Annotated in this window: 20 protein-coding genes; 8 read left to right on the top strand and 12 right to left on the bottom strand. The window is 70.2% G+C overall.

What is annotated here, in order from left to right:
• Positions 1 to 4: 4 nt before the first annotated feature.
• Complete coding sequence (gene asnB / locus JNUCC0626_RS12375; RefSeq protein ID WP_394619859.1) at positions 5 to 1,921, top strand: asparagine synthase (glutamine-hydrolyzing); 1,917 nt, start codon at positions 5 to 7, stop codon at positions 1,919 to 1,921.
• Positions 1,922 to 1,960: 39 nt separating this feature from the next.
• On the opposite strand, the gene JNUCC0626_RS12370 is transcribed toward asnB, so the two are convergent.
• On the bottom strand, positions 1,961 to 2,980 hold the full coding sequence (locus JNUCC0626_RS12370; protein ID WP_394619858.1) for a CU044_5270 family protein: 1,020 nt from the start codon (positions 2,978 to 2,980) through the stop codon (positions 1,961 to 1,963).
• Positions 2,977 to 3,549, bottom strand: a complete 573-nt coding sequence (locus tag JNUCC0626_RS12365; protein ID WP_394619857.1) for an RNA polymerase sigma factor — start codon at positions 3,547 to 3,549, stop codon at positions 2,977 to 2,979. Before JNUCC0626_RS12365 ends, JNUCC0626_RS12370 begins: the two co-directional genes overlap by 4 nt.
• A 168-nt stretch (positions 3,550 to 3,717) precedes the next feature.
• Between JNUCC0626_RS12365 and JNUCC0626_RS12360 the strand changes: the two genes are divergently transcribed.
• Positions 3,718 to 4,158 (top strand): GNAT family N-acetyltransferase, encoded by a 441-nt coding sequence (locus JNUCC0626_RS12360; RefSeq protein WP_394619856.1) that lies wholly within the window; start codon positions 3,718 to 3,720, stop codon positions 4,156 to 4,158.
• On the opposite strand, the gene JNUCC0626_RS12355 is transcribed toward JNUCC0626_RS12360, so the two are convergent.
• Entirely contained in the window at positions 4,104 to 5,375 is a 1,272-nt protein-coding gene (locus tag JNUCC0626_RS12355) for a cation:proton antiporter (RefSeq protein WP_394619855.1), read from the bottom strand. The genes JNUCC0626_RS12360 and JNUCC0626_RS12355 overlap by 55 nt on opposite strands.
• Positions 5,376 to 5,524: 149 nt before the next feature.
• Between JNUCC0626_RS12355 and JNUCC0626_RS12350 the strand changes: the two genes are divergently transcribed.
• Complete coding sequence (locus JNUCC0626_RS12350) at positions 5,525 to 6,427, top strand: S1 family peptidase (RefSeq protein ID WP_394619854.1); 903 nt, start codon at positions 5,525 to 5,527, stop codon at positions 6,425 to 6,427.
• A 5-nt stretch (positions 6,428 to 6,432) separates the two neighbouring features.
• Here the strand turns inward: JNUCC0626_RS12350 and JNUCC0626_RS12345 are convergent, their stop codons facing one another.
• Positions 6,433 to 7,176 carry a zf-HC2 domain-containing protein gene (locus JNUCC0626_RS12345; RefSeq protein ID WP_394619853.1) on the bottom strand — a complete coding sequence of 248 codons (744 nt, stop codon included), beginning with the start codon at positions 7,174 to 7,176 and terminating at the stop codon, positions 6,433 to 6,435.
• Positions 7,177 to 7,238: 62 nt separating this feature from the next.
• Here JNUCC0626_RS12345 and JNUCC0626_RS12340 point away from each other — a divergent pair, with 62 nt between their 5' ends.
• Positions 7,239 to 7,814 carry a sigma-70 family RNA polymerase sigma factor gene (locus tag JNUCC0626_RS12340; protein ID WP_394619852.1) on the top strand — a complete coding sequence of 192 codons (576 nt, stop codon included), beginning with the start codon at positions 7,239 to 7,241 and terminating at the stop codon, positions 7,812 to 7,814.
• Between the two features lie 11 nt (positions 7,815 to 7,825).
• Here JNUCC0626_RS12340 and JNUCC0626_RS12335 read toward each other — a convergent pair whose 3' ends face one another.
• A complete protein-coding gene (locus tag JNUCC0626_RS12335; protein ID WP_394619851.1) occupies positions 7,826 to 8,506 on the bottom strand; it encodes a DJ-1/PfpI family protein in 681 nt (226 codons plus the stop codon).
• 87 nt (positions 8,507 to 8,593) lie between these two features.
• Here JNUCC0626_RS12335 and JNUCC0626_RS12330 point away from each other — a divergent pair, with 87 nt between their 5' ends.
• Together JNUCC0626_RS12330 and JNUCC0626_RS12325 are read left to right on the top strand one after the other, a co-directional pair.
• On the top strand, positions 8,594 to 9,724 hold the full coding sequence (locus JNUCC0626_RS12330; protein WP_394619850.1) for an MFS transporter: 1,131 nt from the start codon (positions 8,594 to 8,596) through the stop codon (positions 9,722 to 9,724).
• Positions 9,709 to 10,470 (top strand): hypothetical protein, encoded by a 762-nt coding sequence (locus tag JNUCC0626_RS12325; RefSeq protein ID WP_394619849.1) that lies wholly within the window; start codon positions 9,709 to 9,711, stop codon positions 10,468 to 10,470. Before JNUCC0626_RS12330 ends, JNUCC0626_RS12325 begins: the two co-directional genes overlap by 16 nt.
• Here JNUCC0626_RS12325 and JNUCC0626_RS12320 read toward each other — a convergent pair.
• A complete protein-coding gene (locus JNUCC0626_RS12320; RefSeq protein WP_394619848.1) occupies positions 10,451 to 11,569 on the bottom strand; it encodes an acyl-CoA dehydrogenase family protein in 1,119 nt (372 codons plus the stop codon). The genes JNUCC0626_RS12325 and JNUCC0626_RS12320 overlap by 20 nt on opposite strands.
• A 49-nt stretch (positions 11,570 to 11,618) precedes the next feature.
• Here JNUCC0626_RS12320 and JNUCC0626_RS12315 point away from each other — a divergent pair, with 49 nt between their 5' ends.
• Both JNUCC0626_RS12315 and JNUCC0626_RS12310 read left to right on the top strand, forming a co-directional pair.
• The gene (locus JNUCC0626_RS12315) at positions 11,619 to 13,223 is read left to right on the top strand and encodes a CoA transferase (protein ID WP_394619847.1); all 1,605 of its coding nucleotides are present in this window, start codon (positions 11,619 to 11,621) and stop codon (positions 13,221 to 13,223) included.
• Complete coding sequence (locus tag JNUCC0626_RS12310) at positions 13,220 to 14,716, top strand: class I adenylate-forming enzyme family protein (RefSeq protein WP_394619846.1); 1,497 nt, start codon at positions 13,220 to 13,222, stop codon at positions 14,714 to 14,716. The genes JNUCC0626_RS12315 and JNUCC0626_RS12310 overlap by 4 nt, the downstream gene beginning before the upstream one ends.
• Here JNUCC0626_RS12310 and JNUCC0626_RS12305 read toward each other — a convergent pair.
• The 6 genes from JNUCC0626_RS12305 to JNUCC0626_RS12280 all read right to left on the bottom strand — a co-directional run bounded on the left by JNUCC0626_RS12305 (position 14,697) and on the right by JNUCC0626_RS12280 (position 20,236).
• Complete coding sequence (locus tag JNUCC0626_RS12305; protein WP_394619845.1) at positions 14,697 to 15,461, bottom strand: metal ABC transporter solute-binding protein, Zn/Mn family; 765 nt, start codon at positions 15,459 to 15,461, stop codon at positions 14,697 to 14,699. The two genes, JNUCC0626_RS12310 and JNUCC0626_RS12305, sit on opposite strands and share 20 nt — an antisense overlap.
• Positions 15,434 to 16,264, bottom strand: a complete 831-nt coding sequence (locus JNUCC0626_RS12300) for a metal ABC transporter permease (protein ID WP_394619844.1) — start codon at positions 16,262 to 16,264, stop codon at positions 15,434 to 15,436. The genes JNUCC0626_RS12305 and JNUCC0626_RS12300 overlap by 28 nt, the downstream gene beginning before the upstream one ends.
• The gene (locus JNUCC0626_RS12295; RefSeq protein WP_394619843.1) at positions 16,261 to 16,902 is read right to left on the bottom strand and encodes a metal ABC transporter ATP-binding protein; all 642 of its coding nucleotides are present in this window, start codon (positions 16,900 to 16,902) and stop codon (positions 16,261 to 16,263) included. Before JNUCC0626_RS12295 ends, JNUCC0626_RS12300 begins: the two co-directional genes overlap by 4 nt.
• Before the next feature lie 111 nt (positions 16,903 to 17,013).
• Entirely contained in the window at positions 17,014 to 18,453 is a 1,440-nt protein-coding gene (locus JNUCC0626_RS12290; RefSeq protein ID WP_394619842.1) for an FAD-binding oxidoreductase, read from the bottom strand.
• A 29-nt stretch (positions 18,454 to 18,482) separates the two neighbouring features.
• Positions 18,483 to 19,385: a quinone oxidoreductase family protein gene (locus tag JNUCC0626_RS12285; protein WP_394619841.1), complete on the bottom strand. Its 903-nt coding sequence runs from the start codon at positions 19,383 to 19,385 to the stop codon at positions 18,483 to 18,485.
• Positions 19,370 to 20,236, bottom strand: coding sequence for a dioxygenase (locus JNUCC0626_RS12280; RefSeq protein WP_394619840.1), 867 nt, complete (start codon positions 20,234 to 20,236; stop codon positions 19,370 to 19,372). The genes JNUCC0626_RS12285 and JNUCC0626_RS12280 overlap by 16 nt, the downstream gene beginning before the upstream one ends.
• Position 20,237 lies beyond the last annotated feature (1 nt).

The raw sequence follows: 20,237 nt of genomic DNA, 5'->3' as shown, positions 1-20,237 counted from the left end.
CCCCATGTGCGGACTGCTGACCTACATCTGCGCCCGCGGTTCGGCGAAGGACAAGACCGCCGCCATCGAACGCGCGCTCGAGACCCTGCACCACCGCGGCCCGGACGACACCGGCCTCAAGACCGTCGGGGACGAGGTGGTGATGGGCTTCAAACGATTGTCCATCATCGACGTCGAACACAGCGAGCAACCGCTCGAATACGCGGACGGACGTTATGTCATCACGTTCAACGGCGAGATCTACAACTACCTGGAACTCAGAGATGAATTGATCGCGGCCGGGCTCACGTTCACCACGAAAGGCGACACCGAGGTCATCGTCGCCGCCTACCACCACTGGGGGCAGGCGGCGGTCCGGCGGCTGCGCGGCATGTTCGCGTTCGTCATCTGGGACCGCCAGGAGCGCCTCGCGTTCGGTGCCCGCGACCCGTTCGGCATCAAGCCGTTGTTCCACCTCGTCAACGACGACGGCGTCTACTTCGCCAGCGAGAAGAAGGCGCTGCTGCCGTTCTGCGCGTGGGGCGACCACACGCTCGACCCGGCGAGCCTGTCGTACTACCTGACGCTGCAGTACGTGCCGGAGCCGGCGACGCTGCACCGCGACGTGAAGCGGATCGGCTCGGGGGAGTGCTTCACCTACCGGCCCGACGAGGGGCTCGCCGTCCGCCGGTACTACCAGCCCGAGTTCCGCCCCACGCCGCAGGACGACCCGGAACGGCTCTACGCCCGGATTCGGGAAGCTCTGCGGGAAAGCGTGCGCATCCACATGCGTTCGGACGTGCCCGTGGGCGCGTTCCTGTCGAGCGGCATCGACTCGACGGCGGTCGTCGCCCTGGCGCGGGAGGTCAACCCGGACATCCTGACGTTCACCGCGGCGCTCGAGGTCGAGGGCTACTCGGAGCTGCCGGTGGCCCAGGAAACCGCTCGTGCGCTGGACGTCACGATGCACCCGGTCGTGGTCGACGCGAAGATGATGATGGAGGCGCTGCCCGAGATCATCTGGCACCTCGACGAACCGGTCGCCGACCCCGCGCTCGTGCCGTTGTACTACGTGGCCAAGAAGGCGAGCGAGCACGTCACCGTCGCGTTGTCCGGCGAAGGCTCCGACGAGTTCTTCGCCGGCTACACGATCTACCGGGAACCCTTGTCGCTCAAAGCGGTCAGCGGCCTGCCCGAGGGCGTGCGGCGCGGACTCAGGGCTGTCTCGAAGGCGATCCCGCACGGCGTGAAGGGCAAGAGCTTCCTCGAACGCGGCACCACCCCGATCGCGGAACGCTACTACGGCAACGCGCGGATGTTCACCGAGGTGGAGAAGTCCGTCCTCATGCGACAGTACGACCCGTCCGTCAGCTACACCGACGTCACCGGCCCGGTCTACGCCGAGGCCCGGCACCTCGGCGACGTGGAGAAGATGCAGTACGTCGACCTCTACACGTGGCTGCGCGGCGACATCCTGGTCAAGGCCGACCGGATGTCGATGGCGAACTCGCTCGAGGTGCGCGTGCCGTTCCTCGACTACGCGGTGTTCGACGTGGCGGCGACCATCCCGCGCGAGCTCAAACTGCCGCCGCGCTCGACGGACACGAAGTACGCGCTGCGCCGCGCGTTGGAAGGCGTCGTGCCGGAGCACATCGTGAACCGCGTGAAGCTCGGTTTCCCCACGCCGATCCGGGTGTGGCTGCGCTCGGAGATGTACGACTGGGCGCACCACCTGCTCGACACTTCGCGCGCCGGGCACCTGCTGGACCTCGACCTGGTGCGGGGGTTGCTGAAGGAGCACAAGGAGAACGTCGCGGACCACAGCCGCAAGATCTGGACCGTCCTGGTGTTCTGCCTGTGGTTCGAGATCTTCGTGACGGGGAGTGTGGATCCGCGCCCGAGGCGGGCGTCGTCGCAACTGCTGGCGAAACCCGCCCGGTGATGCGGGTGGGGCTCCTGTCGGGGGAGCCCCACCCGTTCTTCAGTTGGGCGAGCCGAGGCCGGTGACGACCTTCGTGCTGATGGTCCGCGCGTACGTCTCGGTACCCGGTGCGATCCACGGCTGATAGGGCTTCTCGCCGGCCATTATTCGTTCGCCGATGAACTCACCCGTGTCGGGATCGATGATCAGTTCGCGCTTCTCGGCCTCGGTGGTCAGGCCGATGGACACTCCACTTCGTCCGTCCAAAGTGGTCGCCTGGTCGAAGGTGGTGATGCCGGGGATCTTCGCCATCGCCCGGTACCACTGCGGGCGCAGGTCCGCGGGCATCATGCCGGCGGCCAGGACCTGGACGGCGTAGTGGAAAACCGTGTGCGGCTCCGCGCCCCGGTTCGCGTTCTGCTGCACCATCTGGTCGTAGAGAGCGCTGGGGTTGCGGGAGAGGCGCTGGTAGAACTCCGGGCTGTCCCAGTCCTCCGGGTTGCCGCAGATCTTCGGCGGCTTGGACTTCGGGAAGAAGTCGCCGCAGGCGCCCGTCCTGGTGCCGGTGTCGGTGTCCGAGATGGACGGAGGGCCCACCGGCACGTTCGCGCCGATCAGCTGCGGTTCGCCGATCAGGGTTCGCGTTTCCTGCCAGAGGTCGCGGTCGTTCTTGGGGATCCAGCGCTCGATCCGCTGCTCCAGCCGGTAGGTGTAGCCGGTCTTGTTGTCCGGGTATTCGACCGTCCCGCGGGCCGACCACACGTGCTCGCTCACCAGCCGGTACTGGCCGGGCGCGAGTGTCGGGTCGACGGCGTGGATGCGGTCCGCCGCCCGTTCCAGGACCTCGGAGGCGACCTGGAGCTCGGGGGTGCGCGCGTTGTAGACCTTCACGCCGATGATCGACGCTGCGGCCAGGACGACCGCGGCCGCGGCGGCGGGGATCTGCCAGCGGCGGCGTTTTCTGAGCGGAGTCACCCCGTGGAGTTCCGCCATCAGTGCGGCGCGGGCGTTCGTGAGGTCGGCGGGGGACTCGCGGGCCTCGCGGTGCAGCAGCTCGAATGCCTCGTCGAGCTCTTTCATCGGGGTGGTTCCTTCGGGGAGTTGGCCAGCAGGGTCTGCAGGCGGGTGCGCAGGCGGTGGAGTTTGGATCTCACGGTGCTGGGCGGAATGTTGAGCGCGTCGGCGACTTCGGCCGGTTCGAGGCCCGCCCACGAGGTGAGGAAGAGGACGTCGCGGTCCTGTTCGGTGAGCTTGGCCAGGGCGCCGGCCAGGGTGCGCATTCTGGCTTCGGCGTCGACTCTGGCGGCGACCGTGGTGTCGTGGTTCTCGATGTTCGGTTCTGCGGCTGCCGCCCTTGAGGTCAGGCGCAGGGTGCGGACCTCTTGGCGCACGTGGTTGCGCATGAGGTTCGTGGCTATGCCGTAGAGCCAGCTTCTCGCTGTGGCTTGGGACGGGTCGTAGGCGGCGCGTCTTTTGAGGGCCACCAGGAACGTTTCGGCTACCAGGTCGTCTGCTTCGTCCGGGCCCACTCGGCCGGCCAGATAGGCGCGGATCTGGCCTGCGTAGGTGTCGAAGAGCCACGCGAAGACCTCCTTCGGGTCCTGCGTGGCTAGGTCGGGACGGTGCCCCTGCTCGGCGATGCGGGTCACGATAGGAGTTGTCTTGAGGGTTCGCTTGCGTCCCGTTAATCCGATGGAATGAGACGCGGGTCACTTTCCTGGTCGACATCGCGTCTGTGTCTCGCTGGCCGAGTGGCCTTCTGGTTTGCGAGCTGAATGGGTCTTCTAGGGTGCCACTTGGTGCGCGAGCATCGGAGCGTGACCACTTCCACCACCCACGCCATCGCCGAACTGGACGCGGGCGAGACCGCCCAGGCCTTCGAGGTGATGCGCGAACTCCGGCCGCACCTCACTGACGCCGACGAGTTCGTCGAGCTCGTCCGAGCCCAGCGGCGCGAGGGCTACCGCCTGGTCGTGTCCTACGACGAGTCAGGCCGGGTCGTCTCGTTGGCCGGGTTCCGGCACCTGACCAGCCTCTATGCCGGGTCGCACCTCTACATCGACGACCTCAGCACCCTGCCGTCCGCGCGCGGTAAGGGGCACGCGGGGGCGCTGCTGCGGTGGGTGGACGACGAGGCTCGGCGGCTGGGGTGTGTGGGGGTGCACCTCGACTCCGGCACGGCGCGGCACGACGCGCATCGGCTCTACTTGGCCTCGGGTTTCGTGATTCCCGCGTTCCACTTCGCCAAGAGTCTCTGAAACGGGGTCGCGCCCACGCCGTGCAGGGCGACGCTGCCCAGGACGCAGCCGACCGTGATGGCCAGGATCGTGTCGGCGGAGTTGCCTTCCGGTAGGCGGTTGAAGGCGAGCAGGCCGAAGACGATCGTCGTGGTGCCGCGGGGGCCCAGGGCGCCGACCAGCAGGCGTTCACGGCGGGGCATGCGGGAGCCGGTGAGGGCCAGGAACACGGGGGCCAGGCGGATCACGGTGAGGACGGCGACGCAGAAGACGACGACCTGCCAGTCGACGCCCAGGTAGAAGATCAGGACGGCGGCGATGCCGACCACGAACCACATGGTCATGGTCAACAGGCCGGTGACGTCTTCGAGGAGGTGGAGGTCGCTGTTCAGGGCGTCGGTGCGTGCCTCGGCCCGTCCGGTGCGGACGCGGCGGGCCTTGAGCAGCCGGTGGACGTAGCGGAAGGCGATGCCGGCGATGAAGGACGCCACGAAGCCGTTGCCGTCGATGGCCACGGTGGCTGTGTAGGTGAGCAGAGGGGCCAGGAGGACAGCTACTCGTGCTGACTGGTCGGTCACCCAGTTCGCCTGGTGGGCGAGGTCCATCAGCCAGCCGAGCAGTGCGCCGATGATCAGGCCCGCCACCAGGGCCTTCACCGCGAACGGGAGCACGGTGCCCAGTGCCTCCAGCGGGGTGCGGTCCTGGGTGTCGTCGCCGGCGAGGATCAGGGCGAAGAGGAACAGCGGCGAGACGATGCCGTCGTTGTAGCCGCTCTCGACGTTCAGGGTGCTGCGGACCCGTGCGGACAGGCCCGGGTCGCGGACGAGTTTCTCGGCCGGGGCGAAGTCGATCGGTACCGCCACGCACGCGATGAGCAGCAGGACCGCCCACGACAGGGTGGGGAACAGCAGCCAGCCGAGCACGGCGGCAGCGGCGAGGCTGATCGGCATCGCCACGAGCAGGACGCGTCCGACCAGGCCTGGGTAGGCACCCCAGAGGCGGCCCGCGCGCACTTCGGTGGCGTCCACGAAGAGCAACACCGCGAGGATGATCTCGGCCGCGTGCTGCACGGACTCGGTGTTGAGGCCCTCGGCGATGGCCTCCGGTTCCGCCAGGCCTACCGCGACCCCGGCCAGCACCATGACCAGCGGCGCGTTCAGGTACCAGCGGTCCAGCCGGTTCGCCGCCAGCGATCTGATGACCATGGCGACCGCGGCGGCCAGCAACAGCGAGTTCATGTGCCCATCTTCCCGTGTGTGTCCTAAGAGGACATGTCCAGGTGATCCGCTGGTCGGGAGGACTCCGACGATTCACCTAAACCGGAACGGCCCGCTGTACGTACACCCAGACATGAGCGGATCTCAGTCCGGTAACGAGAGGGCGCCACATGGGCAAACACCGCGATGACAGCAGTCGGGTGAAGATGATCGCGGGCGCCATCGGGCTCGTGGCCGTGGCGATCACCGCTTCGACGTTCACCGCCAGCCAGGCCGCACCGGAGCAGCGCACCGCTCCCGAGCAGGCCACTCAGACGTTGCGGGAGAAGGCATCCGTGGCGGGCACGGCGTGGGCGGTGAACCCGACCACGAACGAGGTGCTCGTCACCGCCGACAGCACGGTGACCGGTGCCAAGTGGGACAACCTCGTGTCCACGGTGAAATCCATGGGCGCCGGGGTGAAACTGCAGCGCACCGAAGGCACGTTCAGACTCTTCGCCGAGGGCGGCGACGCGATCTTCGCCGGTGGCAGCCGGTGTTCGCTGGGCTTCAACGTCGAGACCGGCGACGGGCGCCCCGCGATCCTCACCGCAGGCCACTGCACGGCGGCGGGCCGCCAGTTCTCGCTCAACCCCGGTGGCCGCGCCGTCGCCACCGTCGCGCAATCCACCTTCCCCGGCAACGGCGACTTCGCCCTGCTCACCTACAACGACCGCAACGCCAACGCTCCCAGCGAGGTCGACACCGGCAACGGCCGCAAGGTGCGGATCCAGCGCGCCGCCGAGGCCCGCGTCGGCACGCAGGTGCAGCGGATGGGTAGCACCACCGGCCTGCGCACGGGACGTGTCACCGGCCTCAACGCCACCGTGAACTACCCGGAAGGGCGCGTCACCGGCCTGATCCAGACGACCGTGTGCGCCGAGGGCGGCGACAGCGGCGGGCCGATGTTCACCGCCAACGGCAACGCGATCGGTCTCACCTCGGGCGGCAGCGGTGACTGCCGGCGCGGTGGTGTGACGTTCTTCCAGCCCGTCACCAGAGCGCTCGCCGCGGTCGGCGCGCGAATTGGCTGAGTGCTTCAGGCCGCGTCCCGTCTGCTCACGGGGCGCAGCCTGATCCGGCGCCGCACGCGAGTGCGTCCAGCGCGGTCTGTTGAGCTGGACGCACTGCGTGCGGTGTCGTGTTCGTCGTTCGTGAGCGGCGTGCGGTCGCTGGGGCCGCGTTCGCTGTGGTACACGAAACCCAGCAGCACCAAGCCGATCAGCAGCAACGAGTGCGAGAACACCCGGCCCGCCGTCGCCGTGCCACTGACGAGGTCGCTGGCGGAGTACGGGATCAGCACCGCCACGAACGCCGCCGTGACCGGCAGCATGCCGCTGACCGCACTGGGGCGCAGCGCCGTCCACAAGAGACCGAGGCCGAGCGCGAGGTTCCACGCCGTGCTCTCGTTGAAGAGGTGGCTGCTGTCCACTCCGGACGTGTGACCGCTGTGCGCCGAGTTGACGCCGATCACCTGCGCGAGGCCGAGCGTGAGCTGCGCTACGGCGACCCCGGTCAGCAACCCGCGCGGCAACCAGCCCCTGGGCGTGGCCGGGACGACCGGCGGGGCCGCCTCCATGATCGCCGCGGTCAGGTCGGGCACCGGCGTGGCGGGTCTCACCCTCAGCGTTCTGGTGAGCGCGGTGGCGCTGTCGTGCCACTCACGGCAGGACGCGCAGCTGTCGAGATGCGCGTCCACCTGGTCGGCGGGCACGCCCTCTGGTTCCCCGTCGATCCTCGCGGACAGGGCTTCGCGGCAGATGTTGCACTCCACACCGTTCATTGTCGGCTATTGGCCGTTCACAGTTCCCAGCAATCTTGAACAGTGGGTTAGTCTGCGCAACCGTGTCGACTTCGAGGGGTGACGACGAGGCGGTGACGGCGTGCGCGCTGGCCGCCGGTGCCGGTGACCGCGAGGCGTTGGAGCGGTTCATCCGCCTGACGCAGCGCGACGTGTGGCGGCTGGTCGCGCACCTCGGCGGCATCTCCGTGGCCGATGACCTCACGCAGGACGTCTACCTGCGCGCACTGCGCTCGTTGCCGAGCTTCGAGGCTCGTTCGTCAGCCCGCACGTGGCTGCTGTCGATCGCCCGCCGGACCGTCGTGGACCACATCCGCGCCGCCGTCGCCCGCCCGTCGATCGCCTGGTCGGCCGACTACCAGGTGGCCTCGGACGCGGGCCGCTACGCCGAGCACGCCCGGTCCGCGGGGTTCGAGGACGTCGTCGAACTCACCGTGCTGCTCGCCGGCCTCGCACCTGAGCGGCGGGAGGCGTTGCTGCTCACCCAGGTGCTCGGCCTGTCGTACGCGGAGGCCGCCGAGGTGGCGGGCTGCCCGATCGGGACCGTGCGGTCGCGGGTGGCGAGGGCGCGCGAGGACCTGATCAACGGGCAGGGCCACGAGGACGTCGGCGTCGTTTAGTCGCCTGCAGGTCAGCGGCGCCAGACGGTGCCGCGCCGCTCGTACTCCAGCACGGTCTCGGTCCGCTGGGCCACCTGCGCCCCGACGAACCGTTCCACCAGCCACAACGCCACTTCGAGACCGGACGTGATCCCGCCGCCGGTGATCAGGTCGCCGTCGTCCACCACCCGCGCGTTGATCACCGTCGCGCCCTGGGCGGCCAGATCGGCCTTGGCGCCCGAGTGCGTGGTCGCGTTGCGGCCCTTGGTGATCTCCGCCGCGGACAGGATCATCGTGCCCGTGCAGATGCCGACCGGCAGGGCCTTCGACTCCTTCAGCCGACGCAGAAAGCCCTTGTCGCCGATCAGCTTGTGCACGCCCGGCCCGGTGCGGTTGGTGTAGCCGCCGCCGCCTGGGACGACGAGGACGTCCGCCTCGGCCGGGTTCCAGGCTTGGGCGACCTTGACCTCGGTGCCGTACGTGCAGGTCACGGTGCGCGGGCGGTCGTGTGAGACGAGGGTGGTGCTGATGGCTCCGCTCATCCGGCCCGCCAGGCCGAGGACCTCGACGGGGGCGATGAAGTCCTGCTCCTCCACCCCGTCGAACATCAGCACCTGCACGCGCAGGGGTGCTGCGGCCGTGGCGGTGGCGGCGGCGGTTCCGGTGAGACCCAGGGACAACGCTGAGGCGCGTATGAAGGTTCGGCGTTCCATGGCACACAGGTCGGACGGGAAACCCGTTCGGTTCCTGGGGAACCGCACGCTGCTTCGGCGCGACTAGTGGCTGTGGAAGAGGTTTCCGTGCGCGGGCGGGCCGCGGTGCCGGTGCTGACGACAGCGGCGATGACGGCGTCGATGCTGCCGTTGTTCCTGGTGGGAGCGCTTTCACCAGCCTTGGTGCGGGAGTTCGGCATCGCCCGGCCGTTGCTCGGCGTGCTCGTGACGGCCGGGTTCGGGGTGGCGGTGGTGCTGTCGCTCGCGATCGGGCCCGTCGTGGACGCGCTGGGGCCGCGCCGGTCGATCATCGTGTTGTTCGCTTCGAGCGCGGTGGCGTTGACGGTGTTCGCTGCTGCGCCGCATTACGCCGTGCTGGTGCTCGCGGTGGGGTTGGGCGGGGTGCCGCAGGCGTTGGCGAATCCCTCGACCAACAAGCTGATCGCGGGGTCGGTGGAGGCTGCGCGGCGGCCGGTGCTGTTGGGGATCAAGCAGTCCGGGGTGCAGCTGGGGGCGTTCGTCGCGGGGTTGCCGCTCGCGTGGCTGGCGGACGGGGTGGACTGGCGGCTGGCCGTCGGGGTGGCAGCCGGGCTGGCATTGGTGGCGGGGCTCGGGTGCATGGCGCTTCCGCAGGACCCGATTCCGGCTCGGCGGGTTTCGCTCCTGGAGGTGGCGCGGCGGCCACTGCTCACCGTCACCCTCGGCGCGAGCAGGCTGATCTGGCGTCTCGCTGGCTTCTCCCTGCTGCTCGGGTCCGGGATCGCTGCGGTGAACACCTACGTGGCGTTGTACGCGACCGAGGAACTCGGGTTCGGCGCGCCGGTCGCGGCCGGACTGGTGGCAGTGCTCGGTGTGGTCGGCATCGCCGGGCGGATCGTCTGGTCGCGCGTGGCCGGTCGGGAGTTGCTGGTGGGGCTGTCTGCGGCGGCCGTGCTGGCGCCGCTCCTGCTGTTGACCGGGGTGCCCGCGCTGGCGTGGGTCGCGATGGTGGTCGTCGGCGGGTGCGCGGTGGCGGCCAACGCGATCTCGATGGTGCTCGTGGTCGCGGCTTCCCAAGGTGCGGAGCTGGGACGGAACTCCGCGCTCGTGTCGGCCGGGTTCTTCGCCGGGTTCGCGGTCGGGCCGCCGTTGTTCGGGCTGGTCGGTTATGGCGCAGGGTGGGTGTTGGTGGCGGTCGAGTTCGGGCTGGCGGCGGTCGTGGCTTGGCGGGCGCGATGAACGTCGAGGCCGTGCTGGGGGAGGTGGGCGAACGGTTTCCGTTGTACGCCCCGGCCTCTGGTGGGTGGCGGACGACGGCTCGTGGTTCGTGGACGGGTGGGTGCTGGGCCGGGTTGCTGTGGGTGAACGGGCATCCGGACGCCGGGCGGTGGACGGCCAAGCTCGACTGCTGGCACGACAGCGACACCGTGCTGCAGGCGCTGATCTTCTGGTACGGCAGGGGAGACGTCGAACGGGCGGCGAAGTCGCTGGCTTCGCACGCGGTGGACGGCGTGATCCCGTGGGGAACGGCGTTCGGACCTGACACCGGACTCCGTTCGGACGGCGCGGCTGGGGTGGTGCCGTTGTTGTGTGCGGCCGGTCTGCACGACCTCGCACAGTCTCATGTGGACGCTCACCTGCGGCTTGCCGAGACGTGGCCGCGTGGTCGTGCCTGGTTGTTGCTGGCGGCGGCGGACGCGGTGCTGTGGCTCGGCGAGGACTACCGGGCTGATGCCGAGGCGCGGGCGCGGGAGTGGTCGGATCCCGGAGACACCTCGGCGGACGCGATTGCCGCGGTCGCGTTGCTGAAGCTGGGACTGGACGCGTCGGGGCCGCTGAGTCGGTTGCGGGGCGCGATGCACGACGGCCGGTTGCTCGGTGGTGTCTACGACGGCCAGGAGAACCTCGAACTGGTGTGGGGCACGTTCTTCTCCGTGCTGGTGCGGGCGATCGTGGCCGGGCAGGTCAGTCCGCGCGAGTTCTGAGCAGGCGGCGTGCGGTGTCGGAGACGTGCATCTCATCGGCGCCGTCGAGGATGCGTGCCGCTCGGCCGATCCGTGCGAGCATCGGCAGCGGCGTGTCCGGGCCGAGGCCTTCCGCGCCGAACACCTGGATCGCCGAATCGGACACCTGGTGCAGGGTGCGGGCCGCCGCGACCTTCGCCAGTCCGATCTCGATGCGCGCGTCTGCTGCTGCCGCAACGAGATCGGCCGCCTGGTGCGTCAACGCCCGCGCCGAACGGATCGCCAGTGCCGACTCGAACACGTGCTGCTGCACCAACTGCCGGTCGGCCAGCGCGCTGCCACTCACCTGGCGTTCGGTCGCGCGACGGCACATCAGATCGAACGCGCGCTCGGCCATACCCAGCCACCGCAGGCATCGGAGTGTTCGGCCCAGTGCGAGGCGGGTTCCGGCGATTCGCAGCCCGTCGCCTTCCTCGCCGAGCAGGTGGTCGTGCGGCACGTGCACGTCGTCCAGCGCGATTTCGAACTGCCCGGCGGCACCCAGCACCGGGATCTCCCGTTTTACGCTGAAGTCCGTGGTGACGAACAGCGACCCGCTCGCCAGAACCGTGACGTACGAGGCACTTCCGGCGCCGCTGGTGAACCACTTGCGGCCGTTGAGGAGCCAGCCGTCACTCGTCCGAACGGCCGTGGTGCGTGCGGCTTGTGGATCAGAACCGGCGACTCCCGGCTCGGTCATCGCGTAGCTGCCGCTGATCTCCCCGGCCACCAACGGTTTCAGCAGCTCCTTGACCGCGGGCCTGCCGAAGCGCTGGAACATCCGCACGTCCAGCAGGCACGCCGACCCGAGCGCGGCCGGTCCGTGATCGCTGCTGCCTTCCTGCTCCGCCAACGAGAAGTACTCCGTCAGGCCTAGTCCGCCACCGCCGATTTCGCGCGGCAGTGGCAAAGCCCACAACCCTTCGGCCTTCGCTTCGCCGCGCAGCCGCGCCAGTTCCTCCTGTGCGGCCTGACCACCGGCGTCGAGCACCGTCTCACTTGGCCACACCCGCTCGCGCAAGAACGCGGAAACCCGTTCTAGCACCTGCCTTTTCCTCTCCGCTGGGAACTCGGGCGGCATTCCGCCCGACTGGTGGACGACCGACCGTCGCCGCCAGGAGGAGGCCTGCGTGACCCTGCACCTCGACCGGACGACGAGCGATCCGCCGTTGTCCGCCACCGAAATCACCGTCCACGGCGACACCGCCGCGGCCGACGTGCTCGGCGCGCTTCTGCACCAGTCGGGCGCGACCGTCTCCCGGTTCCCGGACGCCGCCGGTGAACCCGCCCACGTCGACGCGGGCGCCTCGCTCACCGTCGGCTGGGGATCGGTGCCGGACGTCCGCGACGAAGTAAGTGCCCAGGCCGTGTGCGGGCTGATGCACGTGCACGGCCGCAGCCAGGGTTCGCCGCGCGGCCTCGGCCTCGACTACTGCTCCACGGCGGCCGGGGTGGTCGGCGGCACCGGACTGCTCGCGGCCCTGTTCGGGGGTGCGTCGAGCGTCACGACCAGCGTGGCCGAGGCTGCTTTGCTGACGGTCTCGCAGTACCTGGCGGCGGCCGGGGCACCGGAGGCGGAGGCGACGGCGCTGGAACCGGGCGGGCCGCCGTTCCTGAGCGCGGACGGGGTGTTGTTCGAGATCGAGGCGCTCGATCCGTCGGTGTGGCAGGGGTTCTGGGCCGGGCTCGGGGTGCCGGGGAAGGTGATCGGGGCGGGGTGGCGGCCGTTCCAGTTCCGCTATCCGACGGCGACCGCGCCGCTGCCTCGGGAGTTGCAGGAGGCGATGGGGGCGCGCCCGTTCGGGGAGTTGGAGGAGTTGGCGGGGGCGACCGGGATGAGCATCTGCCGGCTGCACGCGCCGAACGTGACGGGTGGGCCAGCCTTTGAACTGACCACTTTGGACTTCGTCGGCAGTCGTGTTCGTGAAACCGGCGTGCTTCCTCTGTCCGGCGTGGTCGTGCTCGAGGCGGGACGCCGAGTCCAAGCCCCACTGGCCGCCCACCTCCTGCACCTCCTCGGCGCCACCGTGATCCGCGTCGAACCCCCAGGCGGCGACCCGTTGCGCGGCATGCCACCCATGTGCGGCGACACCTCGGCCCGCTGGCTGGCCCTCAACCGGGGCAAGTCCGCCGTCGAGATCGACATCAAGAACCCGGCCGACCGCGACCGCCTAAGAGACCTGGTCCGCACCGCCGACGTCTTCCTGCACAACTGGGCCCCCGGCACCGCCGAACGCCTCGGCCTGGGCGCCCAGGACCTGGCCGGAGTCAACCCGGCCCTGGTGTTCGTGCACACCTCGGGCTGGGCGAACAGGCTCGCAGACGCCCCGATGGGCACCGACTTCATGGCCCAGGCCCGCACCGGCCTCGGCGCCCTCCTGCGCCCGTCGGACGAACCACCCGCGCCGTCCCTCGTGACCCTGCTCGACGTGCTCGGTGGTCTGCTCGGCGCCTACACCACCGTCGCGGCCCTGCTCCAGCGCGAGCGCACCGGGCGGGCGATCCGGGCCGAGTCGTCGTTGCTGGCGGCCGCCGAACTGCTGCAGCTCAACGCGAACGGCCGTCCGGCGCCGGGGTTCCGCAGGCCGCTGCTGGGCGACGGTGGCTGGACGCACGAGGGCGTGCCGGTCACCGACGACCTCGCCTCGATTCCCGCCGACCCCCGGTTCGCCGGTGTGGTCGGGCTCGACTCCGACCGTTGTCCCGAAGTCCTGACACCTTGGAGGTTCCGATGACGACCACCGCCGTCCACGACCTCGTGCCCGCCGCGCTGCGCCACGAGTGGGCCGAGCAGGGCCACTACCCGGATCGCGACATCTACGACCTGTTCGCCGTGCGGGTGTTCTTAGATCCGTTGCGAACAGCCGTGATCGACGACGATGGTGAGCTGACGTACGTGCAGCTCAACGAACTCGCCCTGCGCATGGCCGCGAACCTCGCCGCCAGAGGGGTGCGGCCCGGCGATGTCGTGGCCGTGCAGTTGCCGAACGGCCGGTACGCGGTCGCCGCCGATCTTGCCGTCGCTGCGGTCGGGGGCGTCGTGTTGCCGTTCCCGGTGGGGCGGGGTGAGCAAGAGGCGCGGTCGCTGGTCAGCCGCAGCGGCGCGGCCGGGTTGATCGCCGACGACCTGGAAGAAGCCTGGTCGACGGCGGAGTTGCTCGCTCCGGCCGGGGTGGTCGAGCCGCACCGGCCGGATCCCAACGGTCCGGCGCGTGTGCTCGTGTCGTCGGGGTCGGAGGCCGAGCCGAAGATGGTGTTGTACTCGCACAACGCCTTGCTCGGCGGGCGCGGGGCCTTCGTCGGCAGGCTTATCCCACCAGGGGAAGAACTAAGGGCGTTGTTCCTGGTGCCCTTGGCGTCGTCGTTCGGCAGCAACGGCACGACGGTCACGCTGGCGCGGCACGGCGGCACTCTCGTCCTGCAGAGCAGGTTCAGCCCGGAGTCCACTGTGGAGCTCATCGAACGGGCGCGGCCGACGCACCTGTTCGGGGTGCCGACGATGTTCAAGATGTTGTTGTCGCAGCCCGGGGACTACTCGTCGATCCGCGTGATCGCGCCCGGTGGTGCGCAGCTGGACGAGGCGACGGCGCAGGCGTGCCGGGAGGTCTTCGACGCGATCGTCGTCAACGTCTACGGTTCGGCGGACGGCGTCAACTGCCACACCGCGCTGGACGACCCGCCGAACTCCGGTGCCGGACGGCCGAACCCCGCCGTGGCCGAGATCCTGGTGGTGGACGACGACCTGCAGCCGCTGCCCACAGGCTCGGTCGGGGAGATCATCGCGCGCGGGCCGATGAGTCCGTTGCGGTACGTGGACGACGACCTCAACGCCCGCTACCGCACCGAGGACGGCTGGGTCCGCACGGGTGACCTGGGGGTGTTCGACGCGGACGGGTACCTGTCGGTCGTCGGGCGGCGCAAGGACATCGTGATCCGGGGCGGCGCGAACATCAGTCCGGCCGAGGTGGAGCAGGCGCTGGCCGCGCACCCGTCGGTCCGCGACGTCGCGTGCGTCGGGGTGCCGGACGAGCTGATGGGCGAACGGCTGTGCGCCTGCCTCGTGGTGTCGGAGCCGGTGACCGTCGCGGGGCTGGGGGAGTTCCTGAGCGGGCTGGCCCGCTACAAGCACCCGGAGCACCTGCTGGTGCTGCCCGAGTTCCCCCTCACCCCCGCGGGCAAGGTCGACCGCGACGCGCTGCGCCACCTGGCTAGGCGAGCGCCTCGCTGATCTTCTTCGCGTTGGCGCGGTAGACGCCGAGCAGGTCGTTGTCCTCTTCCGGGTAGTTGACGAGGTCGACCTGCTTGGCGCCGCCGTCGGGCAGCACGGTGCCGGTGCTCATGTGCGAGTTCTCGAAGACGAACTGCGGCGCCTTGCCCTTGAGTTCCGCGAGCTGCGACGGCGTCACCGGTTCCGGCCCGTACACGCCGAGCAGTTCGGCACCGGCGAGGTCGGCCGCGTACCCGACGAACATCTGCGCGACGACCTTCGGCTGCTTGCCGCCGGGCCACTTCGCCTTGACCTCACCGGAGAGCTTCGCGTACTCGGCGTCGAAGTCACTGATCCACTTCCGTGCCGCGTCCTGCGTGCCGAACAACTCGGCGAGCCGCGTCACCTCGGCCTTGACCTTGTCGCGCGAGTTGTCGAGCGCGACCTCGACCTTCTTCGCGTTGGACCCGGCCGCGTCGGTGATCTTCGGCGCGAACGACTCGAACGGCGCGTACAGCACGTAGTCCGCGTCCGCCACGGCCTTGAGGTCGGACGGCTTCGGGTCGTAGTCCGGCGCGTGCAGCACGGACTTGGGCACGATCACCGTGACGTTCGTGGCACCGGCCGCCTTCGCGAAGCCGGCCTCCCAACTGGTCGTCGCCACGACCTTGGGTCCGGTCTGTTGCTGCTGCTGGGGTGCCGCGGCCGATCCGCATCCGGCCAGCAGCAGCGCGGCGGTCAGTGGGACGAGGAGGCGGACTGCCATGCGAGGGTTCTCCGTTCGGGAAGGAAATGAGCGGCGAGCGCGACGGCGCCCGCCAGAAGCACGAGGACCGGACCAGGCGGCTGGTCCAGCAGCAGGGCCAGGGCGAACCCGGCCAGGTTGACGACGACACCGATCCCGACCGCCCACAACGCCATGCCGGTCAACGACTGCGCGAGCCGCCGGGCCGCCAGCGCGGGCAGCAACGTGAGCGCGTCCACCAGCAACGCGCCCGTCAGCCGGATCGCGCCGGCGATCGCGACGGCCACCAGCACCAGCAGGACGAGCGTGAGGCGGTTGACCGGCACGCCACTGCACGCCGCCAACTCGCGGTCGTGCAGCAGCAACGCGAGTTGCTTGCGGCGCCAGACGAACAACGCCGGAACGATCACCGCGAGCGCGCCGAGCAGCACCACGTCACCGGTCTTGGTGGCGAGGATCGAACCCCACAACAGCTCGAACGCCGCCGAGGCGTTGACGCCGGAGATCGACAGGACCAGCAGGGCGGCCGCGATGGCGAGGCTCATCAGCAGGCCCATCGCGCCGGACAGGCCGGACGGGCTGCGGGCGAGCGGGGTGAGTCCGGCGCCGGACAGTCCACAGGCGACCACCGCGCACAGCAACGGGTCGAGGCCGGTGAGCAGGCCGATCGCGATGCCCAGCAACGCTATGTGCATCATGGCGAAGCGGACCGGCATGATGTCGAGGCCGATGATCACGACGCCGATGATGGGCAACGCGACCGCGCCGAGCAGGAGTGCGAAGGCGGCGCGCTGGACGGCCGCGAGTTCGAGGAGCTCGATCACGTGATCTCCCGCAGCGCACCCGCGGCCATCTCGAAGACGCGTTCGCAGCGCTCCACCACGGCCCGGTCGTGCGTCACGACCACGACCGTCACCGGCAACCCCGCGAGCAACTCGGCCACCGCCGCCTGCCCCTCGAAGTCCAGCGCCGCCGTGGGCTCATCGGCCAGCAACAACCCGGCCCCGGCCTCGACGCATCCGAGCGCCCGAGCCAGATAGGCCCGCTGCAACTGCCCACCGGACAACGTGTGCACCGGCTGCCGCCCCAACTCGCCAACCCCGAGCTCAGCAGCCGCGACCCGAGCACGCTCCGGCGCGCCACCGCTGGCCAGCAGTTCGTCCACCAGCAACGGAAACCGTCCGGCGGCCTGCCGTTGCGGAATCCACGCGATCTCCCGACGACGGCGAGTCCAGTCAGCGGACGTGCGGGCCTGGTGCTCCCCGACCTCGATCACGCCGCGCGCAGCCGAGTGCAGGCCGAGCACCGCGCGCAGCAGGGTCGTCTTGCCGGAGCCGTTCGTGCCGGTCAGCGCCACGCGTTGGCCGGCGGGGACGTCGAGCGAGACGTCGCGCACCACGGTTCTGCCGCCGTGCGCACAGCTCACCCCCGCCAGCCGCACCGGCAGACCTGTCGTTTCCACGAGCATCTAGTCGGTGCGCGCGGGTGATCAGTTCCCTCGGTCGGGTGAGATCAGGAACTTGACGGCCGCACGGTCCGACCAGTGGACGCGGTCAACACCGGGCCGGTCACCTCACTGGCCCGGTGTCACCGACTGCGCGAAGGCGAACACGCGATCCGGGTCGTACCGCGAGGCGACGGAGTGCAGGCGGGCGAGGTTGCCGCCGTAGTACGCCTCGGCCCAGCGCGGCATCTGCGGGTCGATGTAGTTGACGTAGCCGGTGTCGCCCGTCAGCGCACCCAGGCCGTCGCGGATGCCGGCGAGCTTCGTGCGGGCCTCGTCGGCGGACTCCGGCGGGGTCTTGAGGTAGATCTGCACGTTCGCGAGGGCCGTGCGGTGCGGGAACGCCGTGGCGTCGGGTGCCACGTCGGCCACCGCGCCGCGCAGGCCGTCGAAGATCAGGTACGTCTCGTCGGACTGGCCCGCCAGCAGCTCGACCGCGCGCGAGGCGTCGACCGGCTCTCGGGCCACGCGGGACGACGCGACGGCCGACTCGCGGGAGATCGGGCCGCCCGCGAAGTACTGCACGGCCTCGGCGTAGGTCTGCGGCTGGATGAACCGCGACTCGGGCGCGGGCAGACCGTTCAGCAACGAGGCCAGCGCGCCGACGCCGCCGACGAAGCAGCCGCCGATGCGGGCGGACGGTTGTCCTCCGCCGCGGACAACGACGTTCGACCAGAGTTCCGGCGGTGCCTGGGCGAGCCACGTCTGCCACGCGCCCAGGGCGTCCGCGGCGGCGCCGGCCGGGTAGGCGAGCGAGAACACGGTGACGTCCGGCGCGGGCAGGGTCGAGAACACGAACTCCGTCACGATCCCGAAGTTGCCGCCACCGCCGCCGCGCAACGCCCAGAACAGGTCGGGTTCCTCGGAGGCGGAGACCGCGAGAAGTTGTCCGTCGGCCGTGACAACCTTCGCCGACACCAGGTGGTCGCACGTCAGGCCGTACTTGCGGGACAGCACGCCGATGCCACCGCCGAGCGTGAGGCCCGCGACGCCGACGGACGGGCACGTGCCCGTAGGCAGACAACGGCCCGACGCGACCAACGCACTCGACACGGCGCTCAAAGCGGCACCAGAGCCGACGCGGACCTGGTCACCCGGCAGCATCTCGACTTCCGCCAGCCCGCGCACGTCAACCTGGAGACCACCCGATGGTGACGAGTACCCGGCATAGCTGTGGCCACCGCTGCGCGCGGCGATCGCGACCCGGCCCCGCACAGCCGACACGCACGCCTGCACGTCGGCGGCCGAGGTCACCTTGGCGATCGCGGCCGGCTTCTGGGCGTCCCACACGGGGTTGAAGCCCTGGTAGGCGAACCCGTCCTCGCCCGCCAGCACGAGCTGACCGGACATCCGCGAGCGCAACGCGGCCCAGTCGGGCGGTCCACTCGAAACGGACGAAGTGGACGGTGGCGGAACCGGGGTGGTGGGGGAGGAGCACGCCGCGAGCACGGCACCCGCCCCGGCCAGCCCGGCGATCTTCAGGAACCTGCGGCGATCCACCCGGTCCATGGTGGCACGCCATGATCACCCCCGCACGACTACGGCGTGAGCACGACCCGGCCTTGACCCGTGCGGTGCCACGCCTCGGAGACCTCGGCGAGCGGCACCACCTCGTGATCGACGGTCAGCACACCTTCGGCCGCGTACCGCGCGATCACCGAGATGGCCTCGGCCCGTTGCTGCGCGGTCAGCTCGTTGTTGGTGTACCCCAAGAGCCGCAGCGACTTGCTGCGCAACGTGGACGACGTGATCGAACTCGTCTCGCCCGCCGACCCGCCGAGGTTCACCCACCGGCCGCCCGGACGCAACGCCCGGGCGGCCTCGGCGGCGGGCTCCCCGAACAACGGGTCGATCAGCAGATCGGCACCCGCAGCGGCGGCACCGATGTCCTCCAGCGGCACCACCACGTCAGCCCCAGCACGCACCGCACAGTCCCGCCCGGCCGCAGACCGCGCCGCCGCGATCACCCTCCCGGCACCGAGCAACCGGGCGAGCTGGATCGCGGACTGCCCGACCGCACCACAGCCGAGCACCACCACCGACTCGCCCGCGACCAGCCCGCCGACCTGCAACGTCATGTACGCGGCCACCGCGGACAACCCGAGCGCCGCGACCAGCACGGGGTCGACCTCCGGCAGGAACACCAGATCTTCCTGCCGTGCCACCGCCTGCGGAGCCATGCTGCCGTCGCCGGGAGCCATCCCGGCGCTCGTCGGGAACCACACCGCACGCCCGTCGACCGTCCCGATCCCCTGCACGCCAGGCACATAGGGTGTCGAAGGCACCCCGAAGTACGACGTCCCACTGGCGCACAACAGATCGAGCGGCGTGATCGGCGCGGCGAGCACGTCCACCACGACCTGCCCAGGCCCGGCGGAAGGCTCGCCCCGGTCAGCGAGCGACGGCGGCTGACCGGGACGAACGACTACCGCGGCGCGCACGGCTGCAACACGAAGTCGTACTCCGCCAACACCCAGGGCACCTCCGACGACCCGCCGCCCGGTGTCGGCCCCGGCTCCTGCGGCACGAACCGCACCACCAGCTCCTGCTTCGTCCCGAACACCACGTCGCTGTCGAGGTACTCGGCACCCTCCTCGAACAGGTGCGTGATCAACGGCTCGAACCCGTCGGCCGTCAGCAGGAAGTGCACGTGCGCCGGGCGGAAGTAGCTGATCTCGGTCTGTTCGATCAACGCGCCGACCGGCCCGTCCATCGGGATCGCGTAGCCCTTCGGCGTGATCGTCCGCACGCAGTACGCCCCGTCCTCGCGCGCCCGGTACTTCGCCCGCAACCGCGCCTCGTCGACCTCGAGCTGCGCCTCGTACGCACCCTCGGCGTCGGCCTGCCAGACGTCCAGCACCGCCCCGGCCACCGGCGTCCCGTCCAGCGACTTCACGGTTCCCGTGACGTAGAGCGGAGTTCCGTCGACGTCGTCGGACATGTCCCCGCCGAAGCCGAGCTCGGGGGAGCCGTCGATGTGGAACGGCCCGAGCACCGTCGCCGGGGTCGCGGCGGCGTCGAACTGGTGGTTCATCTGCACGACCAGCATGCTCAGCCCGAGCACGTCCGAGGCGAGGATGAACTCCTCGCGCTTCTCGTCGCTGATCTGCCCGGTGGCGGTCAGCCACTGAATCGCGGCCATCCACTCGGCCTCGGTGAGCCGCACCTCGCGGGCGAAGTCGTGCAGGTGCCGCACCAGCGCGGTCATCAGCTCGGCGGTGCGCGGTTCCTTCGCGGTCGCCCAGCGCTGCTGCGCGAGCGCGGTGATGTTGTCCTCGGTGACGAGCTGCATT

Source organism: Lentzea sp. JNUCC 0626, assembly GCF_043632865.1.
Taxonomy (GTDB): Bacteria; Actinomycetota; Actinomycetes; order Mycobacteriales; family Pseudonocardiaceae; genus Lentzea.
This window is presented reverse-complemented; position numbering and strand designations above follow the sequence as displayed.

Excerpts from the sequence above, each read along its gene's own strand:
- asnB (WP_394619859.1), top strand. The coding sequence starts at position 5 with ATGTGCGGACTGCTGACCTACATCTGCGCCCGCGGTTCGGCGAAGGAC.
- JNUCC0626_RS12370 (WP_394619858.1), bottom strand. The coding sequence starts at position 2,980 with ATGAAAGAGCTCGACGAGGCATTCGAGCTGCTGCACCGCGAGGCCCGC.
- JNUCC0626_RS12355 (WP_394619855.1), bottom strand. The coding sequence starts at position 5,375 with ATGAACTCGCTGTTGCTGGCCGCCGCGGTCGCCATGGTCATCAGATCG.
- JNUCC0626_RS12350 (WP_394619854.1), top strand. The coding sequence starts at position 5,525 with ATGGGCAAACACCGCGATGACAGCAGTCGGGTGAAGATGATCGCGGGC.
- JNUCC0626_RS12345 (WP_394619853.1), bottom strand. The coding sequence starts at position 7,176 with ATGAACGGTGTGGAGTGCAACATCTGCCGCGAAGCCCTGTCCGCGAGG.
- JNUCC0626_RS12335 (WP_394619851.1), bottom strand. The coding sequence starts at position 8,506 with ATGGAACGCCGAACCTTCATACGCGCCTCAGCGTTGTCCCTGGGTCTC.
- JNUCC0626_RS12320 (WP_394619848.1), bottom strand. The coding sequence starts at position 11,569 with ATGCCGCCCGAGTTCCCAGCGGAGAGGAAAAGGCAGGTGCTAGAACGG.
- JNUCC0626_RS12310 (WP_394619846.1), top strand. The coding sequence starts at position 13,220 with ATGACGACCACCGCCGTCCACGACCTCGTGCCCGCCGCGCTGCGCCAC.
- JNUCC0626_RS12305 (WP_394619845.1), bottom strand. The coding sequence starts at position 15,461 with ATGGCAGTCCGCCTCCTCGTCCCACTGACCGCCGCGCTGCTGCTGGCC.
- JNUCC0626_RS12290 (WP_394619842.1), bottom strand. The coding sequence starts at position 18,453 with ATGGACCGGGTGGATCGCCGCAGGTTCCTGAAGATCGCCGGGCTGGCC.
- JNUCC0626_RS12280 (WP_394619840.1), bottom strand. The coding sequence starts at position 20,236 with ATGCAGCTCGTCACCGAGGACAACATCACCGCGCTCGCGCAGCAGCGC.